14 protein-coding genes are annotated in these 19,985 nt (G+C 69.0%); 10 read left to right on the top strand and 4 right to left on the bottom strand.

The features are described 5' to 3' along the window. Positions 1-10: 10 nt before the first annotated feature. Positions 11-1,498, bottom strand: a complete 1,488-nt coding sequence (locus ACWD0Y_RS06460) for a glycosyltransferase family 87 protein (protein ID WP_450259306.1) — start codon at positions 1,496-1,498, stop codon at positions 11-13. 87 nt (positions 1,499-1,585) lie between these two features. After that, a complete protein-coding gene (locus ACWD0Y_RS06455; protein ID WP_450259305.1) occupies positions 1,586-4,315 on the bottom strand; it encodes a transglycosylase domain-containing protein in 2,730 nt (909 codons plus the stop codon). 366 nt (positions 4,316-4,681) lie between these two features. On the opposite strand from ACWD0Y_RS06455, the gene ACWD0Y_RS06450 reads away from it, so the two are divergent. From ACWD0Y_RS06450 to ACWD0Y_RS06440, 3 genes are all read left to right on the top strand, one after another. Further along, the gene (locus ACWD0Y_RS06450; RefSeq protein WP_450259304.1) at positions 4,682-5,368 is read left to right on the top strand and encodes a helix-turn-helix transcriptional regulator; all 687 of its coding nucleotides are present in this window, start codon (positions 4,682-4,684) and stop codon (positions 5,366-5,368) included. A 50-nt stretch (positions 5,369-5,418) separates the two neighbouring features. Further along, positions 5,419-6,501 (top strand): inositol-3-phosphate synthase, encoded by a 1,083-nt coding sequence (locus ACWD0Y_RS06445; RefSeq protein WP_450259303.1) that lies wholly within the window; start codon positions 5,419-5,421, stop codon positions 6,499-6,501. A 109-nt stretch (positions 6,502-6,610) separates the two neighbouring features. Beyond that, positions 6,611-7,888: an MFS transporter gene (locus ACWD0Y_RS06440; protein WP_450259302.1), complete on the top strand. Its 1,278-nt coding sequence runs from the start codon at positions 6,611-6,613 to the stop codon at positions 7,886-7,888. Between the two features lie 93 nt (positions 7,889-7,981). On the opposite strand, the gene ACWD0Y_RS06435 is transcribed toward ACWD0Y_RS06440, so the two are convergent. Then, on the bottom strand, positions 7,982-9,424 hold the full coding sequence (locus ACWD0Y_RS06435; protein WP_450259301.1) for a CCA tRNA nucleotidyltransferase: 1,443 nt from the start codon (positions 9,422-9,424) through the stop codon (positions 7,982-7,984). A 182-nt stretch (positions 9,425-9,606) separates the two neighbouring features. On the opposite strand from ACWD0Y_RS06435, the gene ACWD0Y_RS06430 reads away from it, so the two are divergent. The 7 genes from ACWD0Y_RS06430 to trxA all read left to right on the top strand — a co-directional run bounded on the left by ACWD0Y_RS06430 (position 9,607) and on the right by trxA (position 19,236). Then, positions 9,607-11,910, top strand: a complete 2,304-nt coding sequence (locus ACWD0Y_RS06430) for a DUF6049 family protein (protein WP_450259300.1) — start codon at positions 9,607-9,609, stop codon at positions 11,908-11,910. Positions 11,911-12,067: 157 nt separating this feature from the next. Further along, entirely contained in the window at positions 12,068-14,284 is a 2,217-nt protein-coding gene (gene murJ / locus ACWD0Y_RS06425; protein ID WP_450259299.1) for a murein biosynthesis integral membrane protein MurJ, read from the top strand. 120 nt (positions 14,285-14,404) lie between these two features. Next, positions 14,405-16,123, top strand: coding sequence for a serine/threonine protein kinase (locus tag ACWD0Y_RS06420; RefSeq protein WP_450259298.1), 1,719 nt, complete (start codon positions 14,405-14,407; stop codon positions 16,121-16,123). 28 nt (positions 16,124-16,151) lie between these two features. After that, on the top strand, positions 16,152-16,856 hold the full coding sequence (gene sigM, locus ACWD0Y_RS06415) for an RNA polymerase sigma factor SigM (protein WP_450259297.1): 705 nt from the start codon (positions 16,152-16,154) through the stop codon (positions 16,854-16,856). After that, a complete protein-coding gene (locus tag ACWD0Y_RS06410) occupies positions 16,853-17,743 on the top strand; it encodes an anti-sigma factor family protein (RefSeq protein WP_450259296.1) in 891 nt (296 codons plus the stop codon). The genes sigM and ACWD0Y_RS06410 overlap by 4 nt, the downstream gene beginning before the upstream one ends. Positions 17,744-17,867: 124 nt before the next feature. Then, positions 17,868-18,842: a thioredoxin-disulfide reductase gene (gene trxB, locus ACWD0Y_RS06405; RefSeq protein ID WP_093800053.1), complete on the top strand. Its 975-nt coding sequence runs from the start codon at positions 17,868-17,870 to the stop codon at positions 18,840-18,842. A 46-nt stretch (positions 18,843-18,888) separates the two neighbouring features. Then, positions 18,889-19,236 (top strand): thioredoxin, encoded by a 348-nt coding sequence (gene trxA, locus ACWD0Y_RS06400; RefSeq protein ID WP_450259295.1) that lies wholly within the window; start codon positions 18,889-18,891, stop codon positions 19,234-19,236. Positions 19,237-19,310: 74 nt separating this feature from the next. On the opposite strand, the gene ACWD0Y_RS06395 is transcribed toward trxA, so the two are convergent. Beyond that, positions 19,311-19,928, bottom strand: a complete 618-nt coding sequence (locus ACWD0Y_RS06395) for a GNAT family N-acetyltransferase (RefSeq protein WP_450259294.1) — start codon at positions 19,926-19,928, stop codon at positions 19,311-19,313. Positions 19,929-19,985: the final 57 nt, after the last annotated feature.

The raw sequence follows: 19,985 nt of genomic DNA, 5'->3' as shown, positions 1-19,985 counted from the left end.
GCCCGCGGCGTCAGCCGCCGGACGCGGTGGTGCCCCATTCCGCCCGGGGCCCCTCGGAGTGCTGCGCGGCACGCCGCGGCGGGTGCGCCGCCCGGCCCAGGACGAACGTGTCCTGGGCGCCGTCGAGGACACCGCCCGAGGGGTCGTCCGTTCCGTCGCGCCGCACGGGGTCCCGGCCCGGCATGAGGATGTCGCGTACGACGACGGCGCACAGGTAGAGCGTGGCCAGCAGGTGCAGCGCGATGGCGAGCTGGTAGCCCTCGGGGGGCAGCCCGCGCTGCTTGTCGCCACTGGTGGTGTACGCGAGGTACATCCAGATCCCGAGGTAGTACATGACCTCGCCGGACTGCCAGATCAGGAAGTCGCGCCAGCGCGGCCGGGCCAGGGCGGCGAGGGGGATGAGCCACAGGACGTACTGCGGCGAGTAGACCTTGTTGGTGAGGATGAACGCGGCGACGACCAGGAAGGCCAGCTGGGCGAAGCGCGGCCGGCGGGGTGCCGTCAGGGTCAGGGCCGCGATGCCCGCGCACAGCAGGATCATCAGCAGTGTCGCGTACGTGTTGACGGCTTCGACGTCGAGCGGCTTTCCGGTGCGCTGCGTGATGATCAGCCAGAAGGACCCGAAGTCGACGGACCGTTCCTGGCTGAAGGTGTAGAACTTCTTCCACCCTTCGGGGGCGAAGAGCATGACGGGCAGGTTCACCAGGAGCCAGGCCCCTGCCGCGCCGAGCAGCGCGGCCCCGTACTCGCGGTACCTGCCCGCCCTCCAGCACAGTACGAGGAGCGGTCCGAGGAGGAGTACGGGATAGAGCTTCGCGGCGGTGGCGAGCCCGATGAGGATGCCGAAGGCCAGCGAACGTCCCCGGGACCACATGAGCATCGCGGCGGCGGTGAGGGCGACGGCGAGCAGGTCCCAGTTGATGGTGGCGGTGAGGGCGAGGGCCGGAGCGAGAGCGACGAGCAGCGCGTCCCAGGGGCGCCGTCGGTGCGTACGGGCGACGCAGACGGCGATGACCGCGGCGCAGATCATCAGCATGCCCGCGTTGACCATCCAGTAGGCCTGTTCGCGTTCCTGCACGGAGCCGTCGAAGGGCATGGTCAGCCAGGCCGCGACCTGCATGAAGAGTCCCGTCAGGACGGGGTACTCGAGGAACTGCATGTCGCCGGGCAAGCGGTCGAAGTACGGTACGAGGCCGTCGGCGAAGCCCCGCCCCAGATACAGGTGGGGGATGTCGGAGTAGCAGGCGTGCGTGTACTGCGAGCTGGTGCCGCGAAACCATGCCCACTCGTAGCAGGGGATCTTCTGCACCATGCCGAGCGCGAACATGCCGATCGCGACCAGGGCGACGACGCGGACCGGCGTGAGGCGGCCGGCGCCGAGCCCGGCCCACCGGCCGGCGGGCCCGCCGATCAGCTCGCTGCCCGCCGCGGCGACTTCGTCCTGCTGCGTGGGCCGTACTACGGGCCGGTCCTCGTGCACGCTCGTCATGGGGGTCATCCTGCCGTACGGGGCTGTGCATGCGGCGAGGGCCGCCGCACCGGGTGCGACGGCCCTCGTCAGGGGTGGTGGGGGTGGCGCGTGGCGTCAGCCGTCGCCTCCTCCGAACAGGCCACCGTTGCTGTTGTTGCCGTTGCCGTTCCCGTTGTTGCCGTCGGTACTGCCGCCGGTGGTCGAGCCGTCGGTGGTTCCGCCCGTGTCGGTGCCGCCTGCGTCCGTACCGCCCGTGTCGGTACCGCCCACGTCCGTACCGCCCGTGTCGGTACCGCCTGCGTCCGTGCCACCGTTGGTGTTGCCGCCGTTGTTCTCGCCGCCCTTGCTGTCACCGTCGTCGCAGGCCCAGTCGAACGGTGAGCAGGTCTCGTCACTGGAGGGAGTGACGGACTCGGACGGCTTGACCGTTTCCGTTTCGGAGGGGGTCGCGGAGGGCGTCTGGGACGGTGTCTCGGAAGGCGTCTGGGACGGCGTGGGAGTCGGCGTCGGACTCGGCGCACCGACCGAGTCGGCCTTCTCACCGATCGGGCCGGCCTCGGGGAAGTCCTTCACGTCTTCGCCCTCGAGCGCTTCCTTCATGTAGTTCGTCCACACCTCGGTGGGGATGTCACCGCCGTGGATGGACGGCACACCGCCGGTGCCGTTCATGGAGAGCAGCTTGCGGGACTCGGGGTCCGTGCGGAAGAGGGTGACCGCGGTCGACAGCTGCGGGGTGTAGCCGACGAACCAGGCCGACTTGTTCTTGTCGGTGGTGCCGGTCTTGCCCGCGGCCGGGCGGCCCAGCTCCTTGGCCTTGGTTCCGGTGCCGTTCTGGACGACGTTCTCGAGGACCTCGGTGACGTTGTCCGCGACGTCACTGTCCAGGTTCTGCTGGCTCTTGGGCGCCTCGAAGCCGGCCAGTTCCTGGCCGTTGCGGACGACGCTCACGACGGAGTAGGGCTCGTGGTGCTTGCCCGAGGCGGCGAACGTCGCGTACGAGTCGGCCATGCGAATGGCGCTCGGGGTGGACGTACCCAGGGAGAACGAGGCGTTGTTGTTCGGATCCATCGAGTCTTCGAGGATGCCGGTGTCCTTCGCGATCTTGCGCACCCTGTCCAGGCCGACGTCGAGGCCGAGCTGGGCGAAGGGCGTGTTGATGGACTTCTCCATCGCCTCGGTGAGCGTGACGTAGCCGTACGGCGTGGGGCTCTCGTTCTTCTGCCTGAACGGCTGCCCCTTGTTGTTCATCAGGGGATCGCCGTCGCGGTTCTTGATGACGGTGAGGTCGTTGCCGTTGTACTTGCTGTCCGGCGAGAGTCCTTCGCCTTCGGCGGTGTTCTGGGTGCCGTACTCCATCGCCGCGGCGAGAACATACGGCTTCCACGTCGAACCGACGGGGACGCCGGAGGTGTCGGCGTTGTTGGTGAAGTGCTTCTTGTCCCAGCCCTCACCGCCGTAGAGGGCGACGATCGCGCCGGTCTTCACGTCCACCGAGGCAGAGCCGAACTGGACGAACTTGTCCTTCTCCGGACGCTCCTTGATGTCCAGGAACTCCTTGCGGGTCTTGTCGACCGCCTTCTCCATCGCCTTGACCTTCTTCTTGTCGAAGGTCGTGTAGATGCGATAGCCGCCGCGTTCCAGGTCCTCGACCCCGAGACCGGCCTGCTTCATCACGTACTTCTTGGCGGTCTCGACCAGGTAGCCCTTCTGGCCGGTGAGGCCGGTGGCCTCCGCGGAGTCCTCGAGCTCGGGGAACGTCGTGTACTTCGCCCGCTCCTCCTTCGTCATCAGGCCCACCTCCACCTGACGGTCGAGGATCCACTCCCAGCGCTCCTTGGCACGCTCGGTGTTGGCCTCGGGGGTGGCGTTGGTGCCGATGCCGCCGTCGGGGTTGTAGAGGTTCGGGCCCTTGAGGACCTGGGCGAGGAACGCGCTCTGGTCCGGCTTCAGGTCCTTGCTGTCCGTGCCGAAGTACGCCTGGGACGCGGCCTGGATTCCGTAGGCGCTACGGCCGTAGTACGCGGTGTTCAGATAGCCGGCGAGGGTCTTCCTCTTGTCCTCCTGCACACCGACCTTGAGCGAGATGATCAGCTCGGTGAACTTGCGCTTAAGCGTCTGTTCCTGGTCCAGGTAGTTGTTCTTCACGTACTGCTGGGTGATGGTCGAGCCGCCCTGGGTCTCCCCGCCCGTGGCCATGTTGAACACGGCCCGGCCGATGCCCATGGGGTCGACGCCCCAGTCGTCGTAGAAGGAGGCGTTCTCCGCCGCGATCACCGCGTCCTGCATGGACTTCGAGATCTGCCCGATGGGGACGTTCTGGCGGTTGCGCTCACCGCCGGTCGCGGCGAGCTGCGACTTGTCGGACCAGTAGAAGACGTTGTTCTGCGCCTGGGCCATCTTCTGCGGGTCGGGCGTATCGACCCAGGCGAAGGCCACACCCATCCCCGCGACCAGGATCGCGAAGAAGCCGAGGCAGGTGCCGCCGATCAGCTTCCAGGACGGTACGAACCGCCGCCACCCGTACCTGTCCGAGCGCGGGTAGTCGATGAACCGCTTCTTGGCCGGCGGTCCTCCGCGCCCCTGCCCGGCGCCGCCACGGCCGCCGGCCTCGGCGCCGCGCCGGCGTGAGCCGCCGGCCGCGCCGCGCTGGGCGGCACGGCGGGCTTCGGCCCTGCCCCCCGGCGGCCGCTCGTCTCCGTACGGACCGGAGGGCGACTCGGTGGTACTGGCGTGGGTGTCCCGCGTGGGTGCCGCGCGGCGGCCTGATGGCTGCTGGGCGGCTCGCCGGGCCGCGGCGCGTCCGCCGTCCTGCGGCTGCGACGGTTTGCGACGGTGCTCGCTCATCGAACGACTACTCCTCGGGCAGGCGAGAGCGCCTGGAAGCGGCAGGTGAGTTCCGGTCCCCCCGAAGTACGGAACAGCCCGGGGTGGGGCTCATCCGTACGGCCTCATGTACATCCAGGACGAGGACGCTCCCTGGCGTCACTTGGTTCCCGGTGGTCTGCATGCCGCACAGACTACGCACCGTCAAAACCCGCCCAGCGCCGAGGTTCGCCTCAAAACAGGCAAGTTACGCGCATCGAAATGGTGATGTGACGCCGTTCACCATGGCTCCCCTTGTCGCATCGAAGCTCCCGCTCTATCGTCTGGATGTATCGAGTCGATACATCAGCTCGGCATAAAGACCGACGGCGACTGAGGAGGCGAAGGATGAGCAGGCGCTCAGGCATCCTCGAATTCGCCGTGCTCGGTCTGCTGCGCGAGTCCCCGATGCACGGTTACGAGCTGCGCAAGCGCCTCAACACCTCGCTGGGGATCTTCCGCGCTTTCAGCTACGGAACGCTCTACCCCTGCCTCAAGACGCTCGTGGCGAACGGCTGGTTGATCGAAGAGGCCGGCAGTGCTCCGGAGGACGCGCTCGCCGCTTCCCTCGCGGGACGCCGGGCCAAGATCGTCTACCGGTTGACGGCCGAAGGTAAGGAGCACTTCGAGGAGTTGCTCTCCCACACGGGCCCGGACTCCTGGGAGGACGAGCACTTCGCCGCTCGTTTCGCCTTCTTCGGGCAGACGGAGCGCGAAGTGCGGATGCGGGTCCTCGAGGGCCGCAGGAGCCGGCTGGAGGAGCGTCTCGAGAAGATGCGCGCCTCCCTGGCCCGCACCCGTGAGCGGCTCGACGACTACACGCTTGAGCTGCAACGTCACGGCATGGAGTCCGTGGAGCGCGAAGTGCGCTGGCTGAACGAGCTCATCGAGAGCGAGCGGGCGGGGAGGGATCAGCGACGATCCGACCCCGAAAGCCCGGCTCGTCACGACATCACATCTGAAGAGAAGACGGACGGCCTGCTCCCGCACCGGGACGACACCGGGCCGGATCCGTCCGACGACACCGCAAAGTGAAGCCCTGCACATCCGCAGGGCTTCGTCGAGAACACAGGGAGCAACCGCCAATGGGTTCGGTTCGCGTAGCCATCGTCGGCGTGGGCAACTGCGCCGCCTCGCTGGTGCAGGGCGTCGAGTACTACAAGGACGCCGACCCGGCGGGCAAGGTGCCGGGTCTCATGCACGTGCAGTTCGGCGACTACCACGTGAAGGACATCGAGTTCGTCGCCGCCTTCGACGTCGACGCGAAGAAGGTCGGCCTCGACCTCGCGGACGCCATCGGCGCCAGCGAGAACAACACCATCAAGATCTGTGACGTTCCGAACTCCGGCGTCACCGTGCAGCGCGGTCACACCCTCGACGGCCTGGGCAAGTACTACCGCCAGACCATCGAAGAGTCCGCCGAGGCGCCGGTCGACGTCGTCCAGGTCCTCAAGGACACGCAGGCCGACGTCCTCGTCTGCTACCTGCCCGTCGGTTCCGAGGCCGCTGCGAAGTTCTACGCGCAGTGCGCCATCGACGCCAAGGTCGCCTTCGTCAACGCTCTCCCGGTCTTCATCGCCGGCACCAAGGAGTGGGCGGACAAGTTCACCGAGGCGGGCGTCCCGATCGTCGGCGACGACATCAAGTCGCAGGTCGGCGCCACCATCACGCACCGCGTCATGGCGAAGCTGTTCGAGGACCGGGGCGTCGTCCTGGACCGCACGATGCAGCTGAACGTCGGCGGCAACATGGACTTCAAGAACATGCTCGAGCGCGAGCGCCTGGAGTCCAAGAAGATCTCGAAGACGCAGGCCGTCACCTCGCAGATCCCCGACCGCGACCTCGGTGCGGACAACGTCCACATCGGCCCGTCGGACTACGTGGCCTGGCTGGACGACCGCAAGTGGGCGTACGTACGCCTCGAGGGCCGCGCCTTCGGTGACGTTCCGCTGAACCTGGAGTACAAGCTCGAGGTCTGGGACTCCCCGAACTCCGCGGGTGTCATCATCGACGCCGTGCGTGCCGCGAAGATCGCCAAGGACCGCGGCATCGGCGGCCCGATCCTCTCCGCGTCCTCGTACTTCATGAAGTCCCCGCCGGTTCAGTACTTCGACGACGAGGCCCACCGCGCCGTCGAGAGCTTCATCAAGGGCGAGGTCGAGCGCTAGAGCTCCGCCTGGCGCGCCTGCCGCGTCCGAAGCTCCGCCGCAGGCCGATCGTCGAGGGTCCCCGGGCAATTCCGCCCGGGGACCCTCGACGTGTGTGACGCTTGCTCGCATGTCCGTCGTACGTGATCTGCGCGTACTCCTGCGCCTGGCCGACTTCCGCCGCCTGCTGGCGGTCCGGCTGCTCTCCCAGTGCGCGGACGGCGTGTACCAGGTCGCGCTCGCCGCGTACGTCGTCTTCTCCCCGGAGAAACAGGCCTCGCCCGGCGCGATCGCCTCGGCGATGGCCGTCCTGCTGCTCCCCTACTCGATGGTCGGCCCCTTCGCGGGCGTACTGCTCGACCGCTGGCAGCGCCGCCAGGTCTTCCTGTACGGGAACCTGCTGCGGGCCGTGCTCGCCTGCGGCACGGCGCTGCTGATCCTCGCGTCCGTGCCCGACTGGCTCTTCTACGCCTCGGCCCTCTCCGTCACCGCCGTCAACCGCTTCGTCCTGTCCGGGCTCTCGGCCGCACTGCCGCGCGTCGTCGACACCGACCGGCTCGTCGTGGCCAACTCGCTCTCTCCGACCGCCGGGACGCTCGCCGCCACCGCGGGCGGCGGTCTCGCGTTCGCCGTACGGCTGGTGGGGCCGGACTCCGATGCGGCGGTGGTGCTCCTGGGAGCGGCCCTCTATCTCTGTGCCGCCCTGTCGTCGTTGCGCATGAGCCGCGAGCTGCTCGGCCCCGACCCCGAGCAGGTGCAGCCGCGACTGGGCGCCGCACTGGCTTCCACCGCGCGGGGTCTCGCCGACGGCCTGCGGCACCTGTCGGAGCGCCGGGCCGCGGCACGCGCGCTGGCCGCGATGACGCTGATGCGCTTCTGCTACGGCGCACTGACGATCATGGTGCTGATGCTGTGCCGGTACGCCTGGGCCGACGGGCCGGGGGACGGGTCCGAGGGACTGGCGCTGCTCGGCATCGCCGTCGGGATCTCGGGGGCGGGGTTCTTCACGGCCGCGGTACTGACACCGTGGGGGGCGGGGCGGTTCGGGCCGTACGGGTGGACGGTCATGTGCGCGGGGACGGCCGCCGTGCTGGAGCCGGCCCTCGCCCTGCCCTTCGCGCCCGTCCCGATGATGACCGCCGCCTTCGTGCTCGGCCTCACGACACAGGGCGTGAAGATCGCCACGGACACGGTGGTGCAGTCGTCGGTCGACGACGCCTTTCGCGGACGGATCTTCTCGGTCTATGACGTGCTGTTCAACGTCGCGTTCGTGGGCGCCGCGGCCACAGCCGCGATGGTGCTGCCTGCTGACGGCCGCTCGGCCGCCCTGGTGGTCGCGGTCGCCCTCCTCTATGCGGCGGTTGCCGCGGCCATGTTCCGCTGGAACCGGGCCGAGGGCGCCCTGTAGCGGGAGCAGCGGACACGCGAGGGGCGGTGTTTCACGTGAAACACCGCCCCTCGCCGCATTCACCCGCCGTCATGTTTCACGTGAAACATGACCTCAGCTCTGCGTCGCCCACCACTCCTTGAGCGCCGCGACCGCCGCGTCGTGGCCCATCGGTCCGTTCTCCAGCCGCAGCTCCAGCAGGAACTTGTACGCCTTGCCGATCTCCGGGCCAGGGCCGGCACCAAGAACCTCCATGATCTGGTTGCCGTCCAGATCCGGCCTGATGGAGTCCAGCTCCTCCTGCTCCTGAAGCTGAGCGATGCGCTCCTCGAGCCCGTCGTACGCCCGCGACAGCGCGCTCGCCTTGCGCTTGTTGCGCGTGGTGCAGTCCGAGCGGGTCAGCTTGTGCAGCCGCTCCAGCTGCGGGCCCGCATCCCGTACGTACCGGCGCACCGCGGAGTCGGTCCACTCGCCGGTGCCGTACCCGTGGAAGCGCAGGTGGAGCTCCACCAGCGTCGAGACGTCCTTGATCATGTCGTTGGAGTACTTCAGGGCGGTCATGCGCTTCTTGGTCATCTTCGCGCCCACCACCTCGTGGTGATGGAAGGAGACCCGGCCGTCCTGCTCGAAGCGCCGCGTCCGCGGCTTCCCGATGTCGTGCAGCAGAGCAGCGAGCCGCAGCACCAGGTCGGGCCCGTCCTGCTCCAGGTCCATGGCCTGCTCCAGAACGGTCAGCGAGTGCTCGTAGACGTCCTTGTGCCTGTGATGCTCATCACTCTCCAGGCGCAGTGCCGGCAGCTCGGGCAGCACGTGCCCGGCGAGACCGCTGTCGACGAGCAGCCTCAGGCCCTTGCGCGGGTTCGTGGAGAGGATCAGCTTGTTGAGCTCGTCCCGCACCCGCTCCGCCGAGACGATCTCAATGCGCTCGGACATCGCCTTCATCGCAGCGACGACCTCGGGGGCCACCTCGAAGTCGAGCTGGGCGGCGAACCGCGCGGCGCGCATCATGCGCAGCGGGTCGTCGGAGAACGACTCCTCGGGGGTCCCGGGAGTGCGCAGCACGCGGGCCGCGAGGTCGTCGAGGCCGCCGTGCGGGTCGATGAACTCCTTCTCCGGAAGCGCGACGGCCATCGCGTTCACGGTGAAGTCGCGGCGTACGAGATCCTGCTCGATGGAGTCGCCGTAGGACACCTCCGGCTTGCGGGAGGTCCTGTCGTACGCCTCGGAGCGGTACGTCGTGACTTCGATCTGGTAGCCCGCCTTCTGGCACCCCACCGTGCCGAAGGCGATCCCGACCTCCCACACCGAGTCCGCCCACGGGCGGACGATCTTCAGTACGGCCTCGGGGCGGGCATCGGTCGTGAAGTCCAGGTCGTTGCCGAGGCGGCCGAGCAACGCGTCCCTGACCGATCCGCCGACGAGCGCGAGGGTGAAGCCCGCCTCCTGGAAACGGCGCGCGAGATCGTCGGCGACAGGAGAGACCCGCAGCAGTTCGCTGACCGCGCGGCGCTGCACCTGATTCAGGGCACTGGGATTGTCTTCGTTGGCGTTCGGCACAACAGAAAAGGGTACGTGCCCCGGCCGGCCGGAGCGTCCCTGTTTACCGCCGCCCCGAGGAGCCTTCCGATCGCGTGGAGCACTCGGCAGCACTTTGCCACAGCACACCTCGTTACCATGCGTGGACGCAGGAACCGACAACCAACACCGGCAGCAGACGATGACGAGGGACGGGCGAGAGCGTGGCCAAGGCGGCAGACTTTCAGGGGATGATTCCCTCACCTGCCCGCCGGTGGCTGCGGCGCACGGCAGGACTGCTCGCCGGCGCCCCGCTGGTGGCGGGCCTTCTGTACCTCCCGGCCGCCGCGCCCGCGCAGGCCGCCGAGAAGGCCACCGGCTCGCACACGGTCGATGTGTCCCTCGACGCGCTGACCCCCGGCGCCCCGGTGGAGGGCGAGGAGATCACCGTTTCCGGCACGGTCACCAACAGGGGCAAGGAAGCCGTCACCGACGCGCATGTCGGACTGAGCGTGGGACCGCGCCTGTCCGGCAGAACGGCGATCGATACCGCGGACCGGCACAGCCGGGATGCGAACGTCCGCGACCGCGCGGAGCTCGGCGGGAAATTCACCAAGAAGTTCGCGACCCTCCCCGTCGGCATCAGCGAGAGCTTCAGCATCACCGTGCCGGTCGACAAACTGGACCTCGATGATCAGGGCGTCTACCGGCTCGGGGTGTCCCTGTCGGGACAGACCCCGAGCCGGCCGTACGAGCAGACCCTGGGCGTCCAGCGGACCTTCCTCCCCTGGCAGCCCGAAGCCACGGAGAAGAAGACCCAGCTCACCTATCTCTGGCCGCTGATCTCCTCGACGCATCTCACCGCCGAGACAGGTTCGGACGAGCAGCAGACCCCGGTCTTCGAGAACGACGACCTCGGTGCGGAGCTCGCCCCGGGCGGGCGGCTGGAGCAGCTCGTCTCGCTCGGCAAGGAACTGCCGGTGACCTGGGTCATCGACCCGGACCTGCTCGCCACGGTCAACGCGATGACCGAGAGCTACGACGTCAAGTCCGACGACGGTGAAACAACCGTCGCCGGCAAGAACCAGGCCGTCGCCAACCGGTGGCTGAGCGATCTCCAGAAGGCGGTGGAGGGCAAAAAGGTCGTCGCCCTGCCGTTCGCCGACCCCGACCTGGCCTCGCTGGCGCACCGCGGCAAGGACGTGCCCGGCTCTCTCAGCCATCTGCGGCGCGCGACCGATGTCGCCGCCACCACCGTGAAGTCGATCCTCCACACGGAGCCTTCCACCGACTTCTCCTGGCCGGTGAACGGCGCCGTCGACCCGTCGGTCGTCGATGTCGCCACTTCGGCCGGCGCACACAACGTGATCGCCCGCAGCGACAGCCTCCAGGAGACGAGCGGCCTGCCGTACACGCCCACCGCGGCTCGGCCGATCGGCGGCGGCACCACCGCGGTGGTCGCCGACGCCCGGCTCTCCACCGCCTTCGAGGGCGACATGTCGAAGGCCGGCGACTCCACCCTCGCCATACAGAAGTTCCTCGCCCAGACCCTGGCGGTGACGCTCCAGGACGAGGAGAAGCAACGCAGCGTCGTGGTCGCCCCGCAGCGGCTGCCGTCCGCGAGCCAGGCGCAGTCGATGGCGCGCGCCCTGCACAGCCTCGACGCCCAGCGCTGGTCTCAGCCGCTGGACCTGGAGGCTGCGTCGAAGGCCAAGCCCGACGCCCGTGCCACGACCGACGTACCCGGCCCTTCCTCGTATCCCCGGTCGCTGAGCAAGCAGGAGCTCGCGGCCAAGGCGTTCCAGGACATCAAGGCCACGCAGGCCAAGCTGGACAACTTCAAGGTGATCCTCACCGCTCCCGACCGGGTGGTCACCCCCTTCGGCAACGCGATCAACCGCGCGATGTCGACGTCCTGGCGCGGGAACGGGCCGAAGGCCCAGACGTACCGCACCGGGGTGCAGAGCTACCTGGCGAGCCTCACCGACGAAGTGCAGCTCATCCAGAAGTCCGACGCGACCCTGTCGGGGCGCAGCGCGACGGTGCCGGTGACCGTTCAGAACAAGCTGGTGCAGGGAGTCGAGCACCTGGTGCTGCGGCTCACGTCGACCAAGCCCACCCGGCTCAACATGGACGGCGGGCAGACCGTCGCCGAGCAGCCGGTGAAGGTCGCGGGCGGCCACAGCCAGTCGGTGAAGTTCACCGCCACCGCCAACGCCAACGGCCCGGTCCCGGTGATCGCCCAGCTCTACACCGAGGACGGCACGCCGTACGGCCGCAGCATGGTGTTCACGGTCGACGTCAACGAGTTCACCCCGACCGTGATGCTTGTCATCGCCGGAGGTGTGCTGCTGCTGGTTCTCGCCGGCATCAGGATGTACACCCAGCGCAAGCGCGCGGCGGCCCGTGAGGCCGCCGACGGGGGCGACGGCGAGGGCGACGACTCCGAGCAGCCGAGTGACCCGACACCGGACACCGGTCCCGAAAGCAGCAACCCGTCGGGCACGGGTGAGAAAGTGGACCGTTGAGCAACACCGTGACCGGGCGGCCGGGGACGATGAGGTGGGGTTGCAATGCAGCGTCTTCCCGGGAGAGAGTCCCCGGATCTCCGGCCGGCCCACAGGATCAGCATGGTCGGCCAGCGGGGCACAGCTCGCCGGAACAGGAAGCTCGAGGGGAGCACCAGTGAACGCGCCGTACGACGGTGACCGTGGACAGGGCGCGGGTGGCACCACGCCCTTCCGGGGTGCGCCCCCGGAGCCCTCGGCAGCAGGCCATGTGCCGTCGCCGCAGCATCCCGAGTCCGCCCGGCATCCCGAGTCCGGCCAGGAGCCCTATGCCGCCCCGGACCCGTACGTCCAGGACGCCTACAGCTACGACCCGTACCGCTCCCAGGACCTCACCGCGCAGGACCCGGTGACGGAGGCGCTCTACGACCGCGCCTCGCACCCCCCGCCGCCGCCCGGCACCTACCAGGAGCCGCAGCCGCTGTACCAGCAGCCGTCCGTGCCGCAGTACGCGCCGGACCCGCACGTGTGGGCGCAGACCCCGCCGCCCGAGCCGGAAGGCTTCTCGCGCCGCCTGCCGTACGGGGACGACGCCGCGACCACCGAGTTCGTGGGCGTGGACGAACTGGTCACCAAGGCGGGTGAGGAACCCGCCGAGCAGGACGCGTTCGCCCACCTCTACCGCGACCAGCAGGCACCGGGGCAGCCCGCCCCCGTGGTCGCCCCCGAACCGGCCCCGGCCCCCGCCCCGCCGAAGAAGCCCGCCGGCCGCGCGGCGAGCGTGCTGAAGTCGAGCGCGCTGATGGCCGCGGGCACGCTGGTCTCCCGCCTCACCGGCTTCGTGCGTTCCCTGGTGATCACCGCGGCTCTGGGCGCTTCCTTCCTCGGTGACACCTTCACCGTGGCGTACACCCTGCCGACGATGATCTACATCCTCACCGTCGGTGGCGGCCTGAACTCGGTCTTCGTGCCGCAGCTGGTGCGCGCGATGAAGAACGACGAGGACGGCGGCGAGGCGTTCGCCAACCGCCTCCTGACCCTCGTCATGGTGGCGCTCGGCGTGATCGTGGCCGTCGCGGTCTTCGCGGCGCCGCTGCTGGTCCGCCTGATGTCCCTGCCGATCGCCGACGACGAGGCGGCGAACAGCGTCGCCGTCACCTTCGCCCGCTACTGCCTGCCCACGATCTTCTTCATGGGCGTGCACGTCGTGATGGGGCAGATCCTCAACGCTCGTGGCAAGTTCGGCGCGATGATGTGGACGCCCGTCCTCAACAACATCGTCATGATCGTCACCTTCGGCCTGTTCATCTGGGTCTACGGCACCTCCGCCGAGACCCGGATGGGCGTGCAGACGATCCCGGACGAGGGCATCAGGCTGCTGGGTATCGGCACCCTGCTCGGCCTCGCCGTCCAGGCCCTGGCCATGCTCCCGTACCTGCGTGAGACCGGCTTCCGCTTCCGTCCCCGCTTCGACTGGAAGGGCCACGGGCTCGGCAAGACCGTCAAGCTCGCCAAGTGGACCGTCCTGTTCGTCCTCGCCAACCAGGCCGGCGTCCTCGTCGTCACCCAGCTCGCGACCGCGGCGGGCAAGGCTTCCGGCAAGGACGGCGCGGGCATCCTCGCCTACTCCAACGCCCAGCTGATCTGGGGCATGCCGCAGGCCATCATCACGGTCTCCGTCATGGCCGCCCTGCTGCCCCGCATCTCCCGCGCCGCGCACGACAACGACCCGGGCGCCGTCCGCGACGACATCTCCCAGGGACTGCGCAACTCGGCCGTCGCGATCGTCCCGGTCGCCTTCTCGTTCCTGGCGCTGGGCGTTCCCATGTGCACCCTGCTGTTCGCCTCCACCGGCCACGAGGGCGCCCAGGCCATGGGCTTCACTCTGATGGCCTTCGGGCTCGGTCTCATCCCGTACTCCGTGCAGTACGTCGTCCTGCGCGGTTTCTACGCGTACGAGGACACCCGGACCCCCTTCTACAACACCGTCATCGTCGCCGCGGTCAACGCCGCGGCCTCCGCCGTCTGCTACTTCGTCCTGCCCGCCCAGTGGGCCGTGGTCGGCATGGCCGCCTCCTACGGGCTGGCCTACGCCATCGGTGTCGGTGTGGCCTGGCGGCGCCTGCGCAACCGGCTGGGGGGCGACCTGGACGGCACACACGTCCTGCGTACGTACGCCAGGCTCTCCGGTGCCTCCGTACCGGCGGCGATCCTCGGCGGAGCAGCGGCCTTCGGCATCATGCGGGTCCTGGGCAGCGACGCCCTCGGGTCGCTCGCCGCGCTGGTCGTGGGCGGCATCGTGCTCCTCGGCGTCTTCTTCCTCGCCGCGAAGAGGATGCGGATCGTGGAACTCAACGCCATGGTCGGCATGGTGCGCGGACGTCTCGGTCGCTGACGGCCCGGCGGCCCCGCACAACCATCACCGGCCGCCGCGTGTCGTGCATAGCGCCGGACTGTGGGCACAATTGGCATGGCTGTTCAACAGCGCGCAACGGATGGGGAGGCAGGAACGACGGTGGCGGAACGTAGCACGGCTGCCGTCGACGTGGCTGACACCAGCGGTGATGAACCGCTGGCCGCCAAGGCGGACGAGGCCACGGCCGACGGGGTGGCAAAAGCCCAGGAGCCAGCGGACGAGAACAAGGGCGACGCGGACGGCGAGCGCCAAGGCGCCGAACCCCCCATCGCCACACCCGAGCTGCACAGCGGGCACAAGCTCGCCAGGCGTTACCGGCTCGAAGAATGCGTGACCCGCCTGGACGGCTTCAGCAGCTGGCGCGCGGTCGACGAGAAGCTTCGCCGCGCCGTGGGCGTGCACCTGCTGCCCGCGGACCACCCGCGGGCCAGATCCGTGCTCGCCGCGGCCCGCTCCTCGGCACTGCTCGGCGACCCCCGGTTCGTGCAGGTCCTGGACGCCGTGGAGGAGAACGACCTCGTCTACGTCGTCCACGAGTGGCTGCCCGACGCCACCGAACTGACGGCGCTCCTCGCAGCGGGCCCCCTGGAGGCCCACGAGGCGTACCAGCTCGTCAGCCAGATCTCCCAGGCCATGGCCGCCGCCCACCGCGAGGGCCTCGCCCACCTCAGGCTCACCCCGAGCGCCATCCTGCGGACCTCATCGGGCCAGTACCGCATCCGCGGTCTCGCGGTGAACGCCGCCCTCCGCGGCATCACCTCCGACCGCCCGCAGCGCACCGACACCGAGGCGATCGGCGCGCTGCTGTACGCCGCCCTGACACAGCGCTGGCCGTACGAGAGGGACGCCTACGGCCTCTCCGGGCTGCCCAAGGGCGTCGGACTGATCGCCCCCGACCAGGTACGGGCCGGCATCCACCGGGGCCTCTCGGAGCTCGCCATGCGGGCCCTGGTCAACGACGGCGCCACCGCCTCACGCCAGGAACCGCCCTGCACCACCCCCGACGAGCTGGCCAAGGCCGTCGCCGCGATGCCCCGCATCCGCCCGCCGGAGCCCGCCTTCACTGCGCCGCCCGAGTACCAGCGCACCACCTACCAGCAGGGCACCTACGGCAGGCCGGGCCCGCTCTCGGGCACACCCGTCACCCAGAACATCGCCGCCGCCCCGCCCCGCCCGCTCCAGAGCCGCACCGGGAAAGCCCTCAAGTGGGGCGTCGCCGCGCTGCTCATCACCGCGCTCGGCCTCGGCAGCTGGCAGCTCGCCGACACACTCCTGGAGCGCAACAAGGACTCCGGCGACACGAAGACCTCGCAGCCGAACGACGACGAGGCCCCCCGGAAGAAGCCGGACCCGAAGCCGCTCCAGATCTCCGGCGCCACGGTGTTCGCCCCGAACGGTTCCGGCATAGAGCCGGAAGACGTACCGAACGCCACCGACGGCGAAACCAGTACCGCCTGGATCACCGGGCAGTACCGGGGCTTCGCCAACTTCGGCAATCTCCCGCAGCGCAAGGACGGCAGCGGGATCGTCGTCGATCTCGGCAGCGTCAAGGACGTGTCCGGCCTCGACATCGACATGTACCGCAGCGGGCAGACCGTCGAAGTGCTCGCCGCCGGCGAAGACGCCTCGGCCCCGTCCGCCGTCTCCGATTTCCCACAGCGGATGACCGAACTCGAGCCGGTGACAGACAAGCTGGAAGCCACGCTCGACAAGCCGGTCCGCACCCGGTACATCCTGATCCACATCACGGCACTGCCGACCGACGGATCACCCAGCGCCTTCCGTGGCGGAATCTCGGAGATCAGGATCAGCGGCTGACCTGTACAGCAGGGGAGGGGGCTCACCGTTGGACGACGTCACGCTCAGCGCCACAAGCGACCAGGACCTCCTGGCCGCCCACGTCAAAGGCGACCCGGACGCCTTCGGTGAGCTCGTACGACGCCACCGCGACCGGTTGTGGGCCGTGGCCCTGCGCACGCTGGGCGACCGCGAGGAGGCCGCCGACGCGGTCCAGGACGCCCTGGTGTCCGCCTACCGCGCCGCCCACACTTTCCGCGGCCAGTCCGCCGTCACCACCTGGCTGCACCGCATCACCGTCAACGCCTGCCTCGACCGGGCCCGCAAAGCGGCCTCCCGCAAGACCGCACCGGTCCAGGACGCCGACCGCCTCGACCAGCTCCTGGAGCCCCACGAGTCCGCCGAGGCCCCCGCGGAGCGCCAGGACCTCCACCGAGAACTCATCACGGCCCTGGCCACCCTGCCTCCCGAGCAGCGGGCCGCCCTGGTGCTCGTGGACATGCAGGGCTACCCGGTGGCGGAAGCCGCCGACGTCCTCGGTGTACCGACAGGGACGGTGAAGAGCCGCTGTGCGCGCGGCCGCGCCCGGCTGCTGCCGCTTCTCACCCATCTGCGCACCGGTGGTGGGGATAGCAATCGCCTCGGTGGGGGAAGGAACCGGACGCCCGGGGCATCCGTCCCACCGGCATCGGGGCCAAAGGACGCAGGGCCGAGTGATCCTGCTGCTGTGAAGGGCGGAGGTGGGCGCGCATGACATCGACGGCCGGCACGACTCAGCACCCGGACGTCTCGGAGATCTCCGATCTCGCCGAGGGCCTCCTGTCGCCTTCCCGCACGGAAGAGGTACGCCGCCATCTGGACGCGTGCGCGCTGTGCGCCGACGTACAGGCCTCCCTGGACGAGATCCGCAGGCTGCTCGGCACCCTGCCCGGCCCGCTGCACATGCCTGTCGATGTCGCAGGCCGCATCGACGCCGCTCTGGCCGCCGAAGCGCTCCTGGACTCCACTGCCTCCGAACAGAGCGCGCATGTTTCACGTGAAACAGCGCCCGCACCGCGAATCGTCGAAACCACCGTCACGGACCGCCCCGTCGGCCACCCCCGTGCGACGACCGGCCCCGGCCGTGACCGTCGGACCAAGCGCCGTCGGCGCAATGCCGTCATCGGCACGGTGTTCGGCACGGCCGCCCTCGGCATGGGCGTACTCCTGCTGCAGCCGTTCCAGTCATCGAATGACAAGGACACCTCCGCCGGCAGCGGCGTCTCCGCCACGAAGAGGTCGGAGGACACGTTCTCCGGGACCCCTCTCGAGGACCGGGTGCGGGACCTGATCACCAAGCAGCCGATGTCTCAGCGCGAGACGGCCGAGAACGGCCCGTCCATGGATATCGAGTCCAACTCCCCCAAGCGGGCGATCGAGACGATCGTGCCCCAGTGCGTCCAGGACGGCACCGGCCGCAACACCGTGCCGCTCGCTGCGGAGAAGGGCACGTACGACGGCAAGAGCGCCTTCCTCGTCGTACTGCCGCACGCCACCGACACCACCCGGGTGCAGGTCTATGTCGTCGATGCCTCTTGTGTCGAGGCGGCTCCCCCTGCCAAGGGTGAGATTCTGCTGACGCACGCCTATTCCCGCCGCTGACATCACGGTGGAATGGGCCGGACACCTCGGGAATGCATGCCCCGTAGGATCCGTTGGGTGGGGTGAGAGTCCTAGACAGGCCCCAGTAGGCAGCAGGCAGTCCGCAGAGACGAGGAAAAAACCCGTGAGCGACGTCCGAAACGTGATCATCATCGGCTCCGGGCCCGCCGGCTACACCGCCGCGCTGTACACAGCGCGTGCGTCGTTGAAGCCGCTGGTGTTCGAAGGTGCGGTGACCGCAGGCGGTGCTCTGATGAACACCACCGACGTGGAGAACTTCCCCGGGTTCCGCGACGGCATCATGGGTCCCGACCTGATGGACAACATGCGCGCCCAGGCCGAGCGCTTCGGCGCCGAACTGATCCCGGACGACATCGTGTCCGTCGACCTCACCGGCGACATCAAGACCGTCACCGACACCGCTGGCACGGTCCACCGCGCCAAGGCGGTCATCGTCTCGACGGGCTCCCAGCACCGCAAGCTCGGCCTGCCCAAGGAGGACGCGCTCTCCGGGCGCGGTGTCTCCTGGTGCGCCACGTGCGACGGGTTCTTCTTCAAGGACCAGGACATCGCCGTGGTCGGCGGTGGCGACACCGCGATGGAGGAGGCAACCTTCCTCTCCCGCTTCGCGAAGTCCGTCACCATCGTCCACCGTCGGGACACCCTGCGCGCCTCCAAGGCCATGCAGGACCGCGCCTTCGCCGACCCGAAGATCAAGTTCGCCTGGGACAGCGCCGTCTCCGACCTCCAGGGTGACCAGAAGCTCGCGGGTGTGACGCTGCGGGACACCAAGACCGGTGAGACCACGCCGCTGCCCGTCACCGGACTGTTCATCGCCGTGGGCCACGACCCGCGCACCGAGCTGTTCAAGGGCCAGCTGGAGCTGGACGACGAGGGTTACGTGAAGGTCGACGCGCCGTCGACGCGCACGAACCTCACCGGCGTCTTCGCCGCCGGTGACGTCGTCGACCACACCTACCGGCAGGCCATCACGGCTGCGGGCACCGGTTGCTCGGCCGCACTCGACGCCGAGCGCTTCCTGGCCTCTCTCGCCGACACCGAGAAGGTGGCCGAGCCCGAGAAGACCGCCACCGTCTGACCTTCCCTCCCCACCCCACACCCCACCCGAAGTTAAGGAGGCTGCCGTGGCCGGCACCTTGAAGAACGTGACTGACGCATCCTTCGAACAGGACGTCCTCAAGAGCGACAAGCCCGTACTGGTCGACTTCTGGGCCGCATGGTGCGGTCCGTGCCGTCAGATCGCTCCGTCGCTCGAGGCCATCGCGGCCGAGCACGGCGACCAGATCGAGGTCGTCAAGCTCAACATCGACGAGAACCCGGCCACCGCTGCCAAGTACGGCGTGATGTCCATCCCGACGCTGAACGTCTACCAGAACGGCGAGGTCGCCAAGACCATCGTCGGCGCCAAGCCGAAGGCCGCGATCGTTCGCGACCTCGGTGACTTCATCGGCGACGAGGTCACCAAGGCCTGACCGCCTCTCCTGTTTCACGTGAAACGTGTGGGGCCCATCCCTGTCAGGGATGGGCCCCACACGTTTTCCCGCTCTCACAGCGGACGCAGCACCGGCTCCTTCTGGACCGCCCCCAGCAACCTGTCGAGAGCAAGCTCGACGTCTTCCTTCCAGGACAGCGTCGTACGCAACTCCAGTCGCAACCGGGGATGCAACGGATGCGGACGTACGGTCTTGAAGCCGACCGACAGCAGATGCTCTGCGGGCAACAGACACGCGGGCTCCGTCCAGCGGGCGTTGCCGAACGCCTCGATGGCCTTGAATCCCCGTCGCAGCAAGTCCTTGGCAACGGTCTGCACCATCACCCGCCCCAGTCCCTGCCCCTGATAGCTGGGCATGGTCCAGGCCGTCATCAGCTGTACGGCGTCCGGGGACACCGGGCTGGTGGGGAACGCTGTCGACCGCGGTACATACGCCGGCGGCGCGTACAGAACGAAGCCCACCGGGACCTCGTCGACGTAGACCACCCGCCCGCAGGACCCCCACTCCAGCAGAACGGCTGAGATCCAGGCTTCCTTCTCCAGCTCGGGAGTGCCTGCTTTTACGGCTGCTTCTCCACTGACCGGATCAAGCTCCCAGAAGACACAGGACCGGCATCGCTTGGGAAGGTCCGGAAGATTGTCCAGCGTGAGCGGTACGAGCCGACGCCCCATGAAGGATGTTCCTCGCTTCCTTCGCCTGCCGCATCGCGGGCGGCTGCCAGCGCGCCC

The sequence above is a fragment of the Streptomyces altiplanensis genome (assembly GCF_053591575.1).
Note: the sequence above shows the minus strand (reverse complement) of the source record. Positions and strands in the feature narration are given on the sequence as shown.

Bases quoted from the DNA above. Each gene is read 5' to 3' on its own strand.
- ACWD0Y_RS06460 (WP_450259306.1), bottom strand. From the start codon at position 1,498: ATGACCCCCATGACGAGCGTGCACGAGGACCGGCCCGTAGTACGGCCC.
- ACWD0Y_RS06455 (WP_450259305.1), bottom strand. From the start codon at position 4,315: ATGAGCGAGCACCGTCGCAAACCGTCGCAGCCGCAGGACGGCGGACGC.
- ACWD0Y_RS06450 (WP_450259304.1), top strand. From the start codon at position 4,682: ATGAGCAGGCGCTCAGGCATCCTCGAATTCGCCGTGCTCGGTCTGCTG.
- ACWD0Y_RS06445 (WP_450259303.1), top strand. From the start codon at position 5,419: ATGGGTTCGGTTCGCGTAGCCATCGTCGGCGTGGGCAACTGCGCCGCC.
- ACWD0Y_RS06440 (WP_450259302.1), top strand. From the start codon at position 6,611: ATGTCCGTCGTACGTGATCTGCGCGTACTCCTGCGCCTGGCCGACTTC.
- ACWD0Y_RS06410 (WP_450259296.1), top strand. From the start codon at position 16,853: ATGACATCGACGGCCGGCACGACTCAGCACCCGGACGTCTCGGAGATC.
- ACWD0Y_RS06395 (WP_450259294.1), bottom strand. From the start codon at position 19,928: ATGGGGCGTCGGCTCGTACCGCTCACGCTGGACAATCTTCCGGACCTT.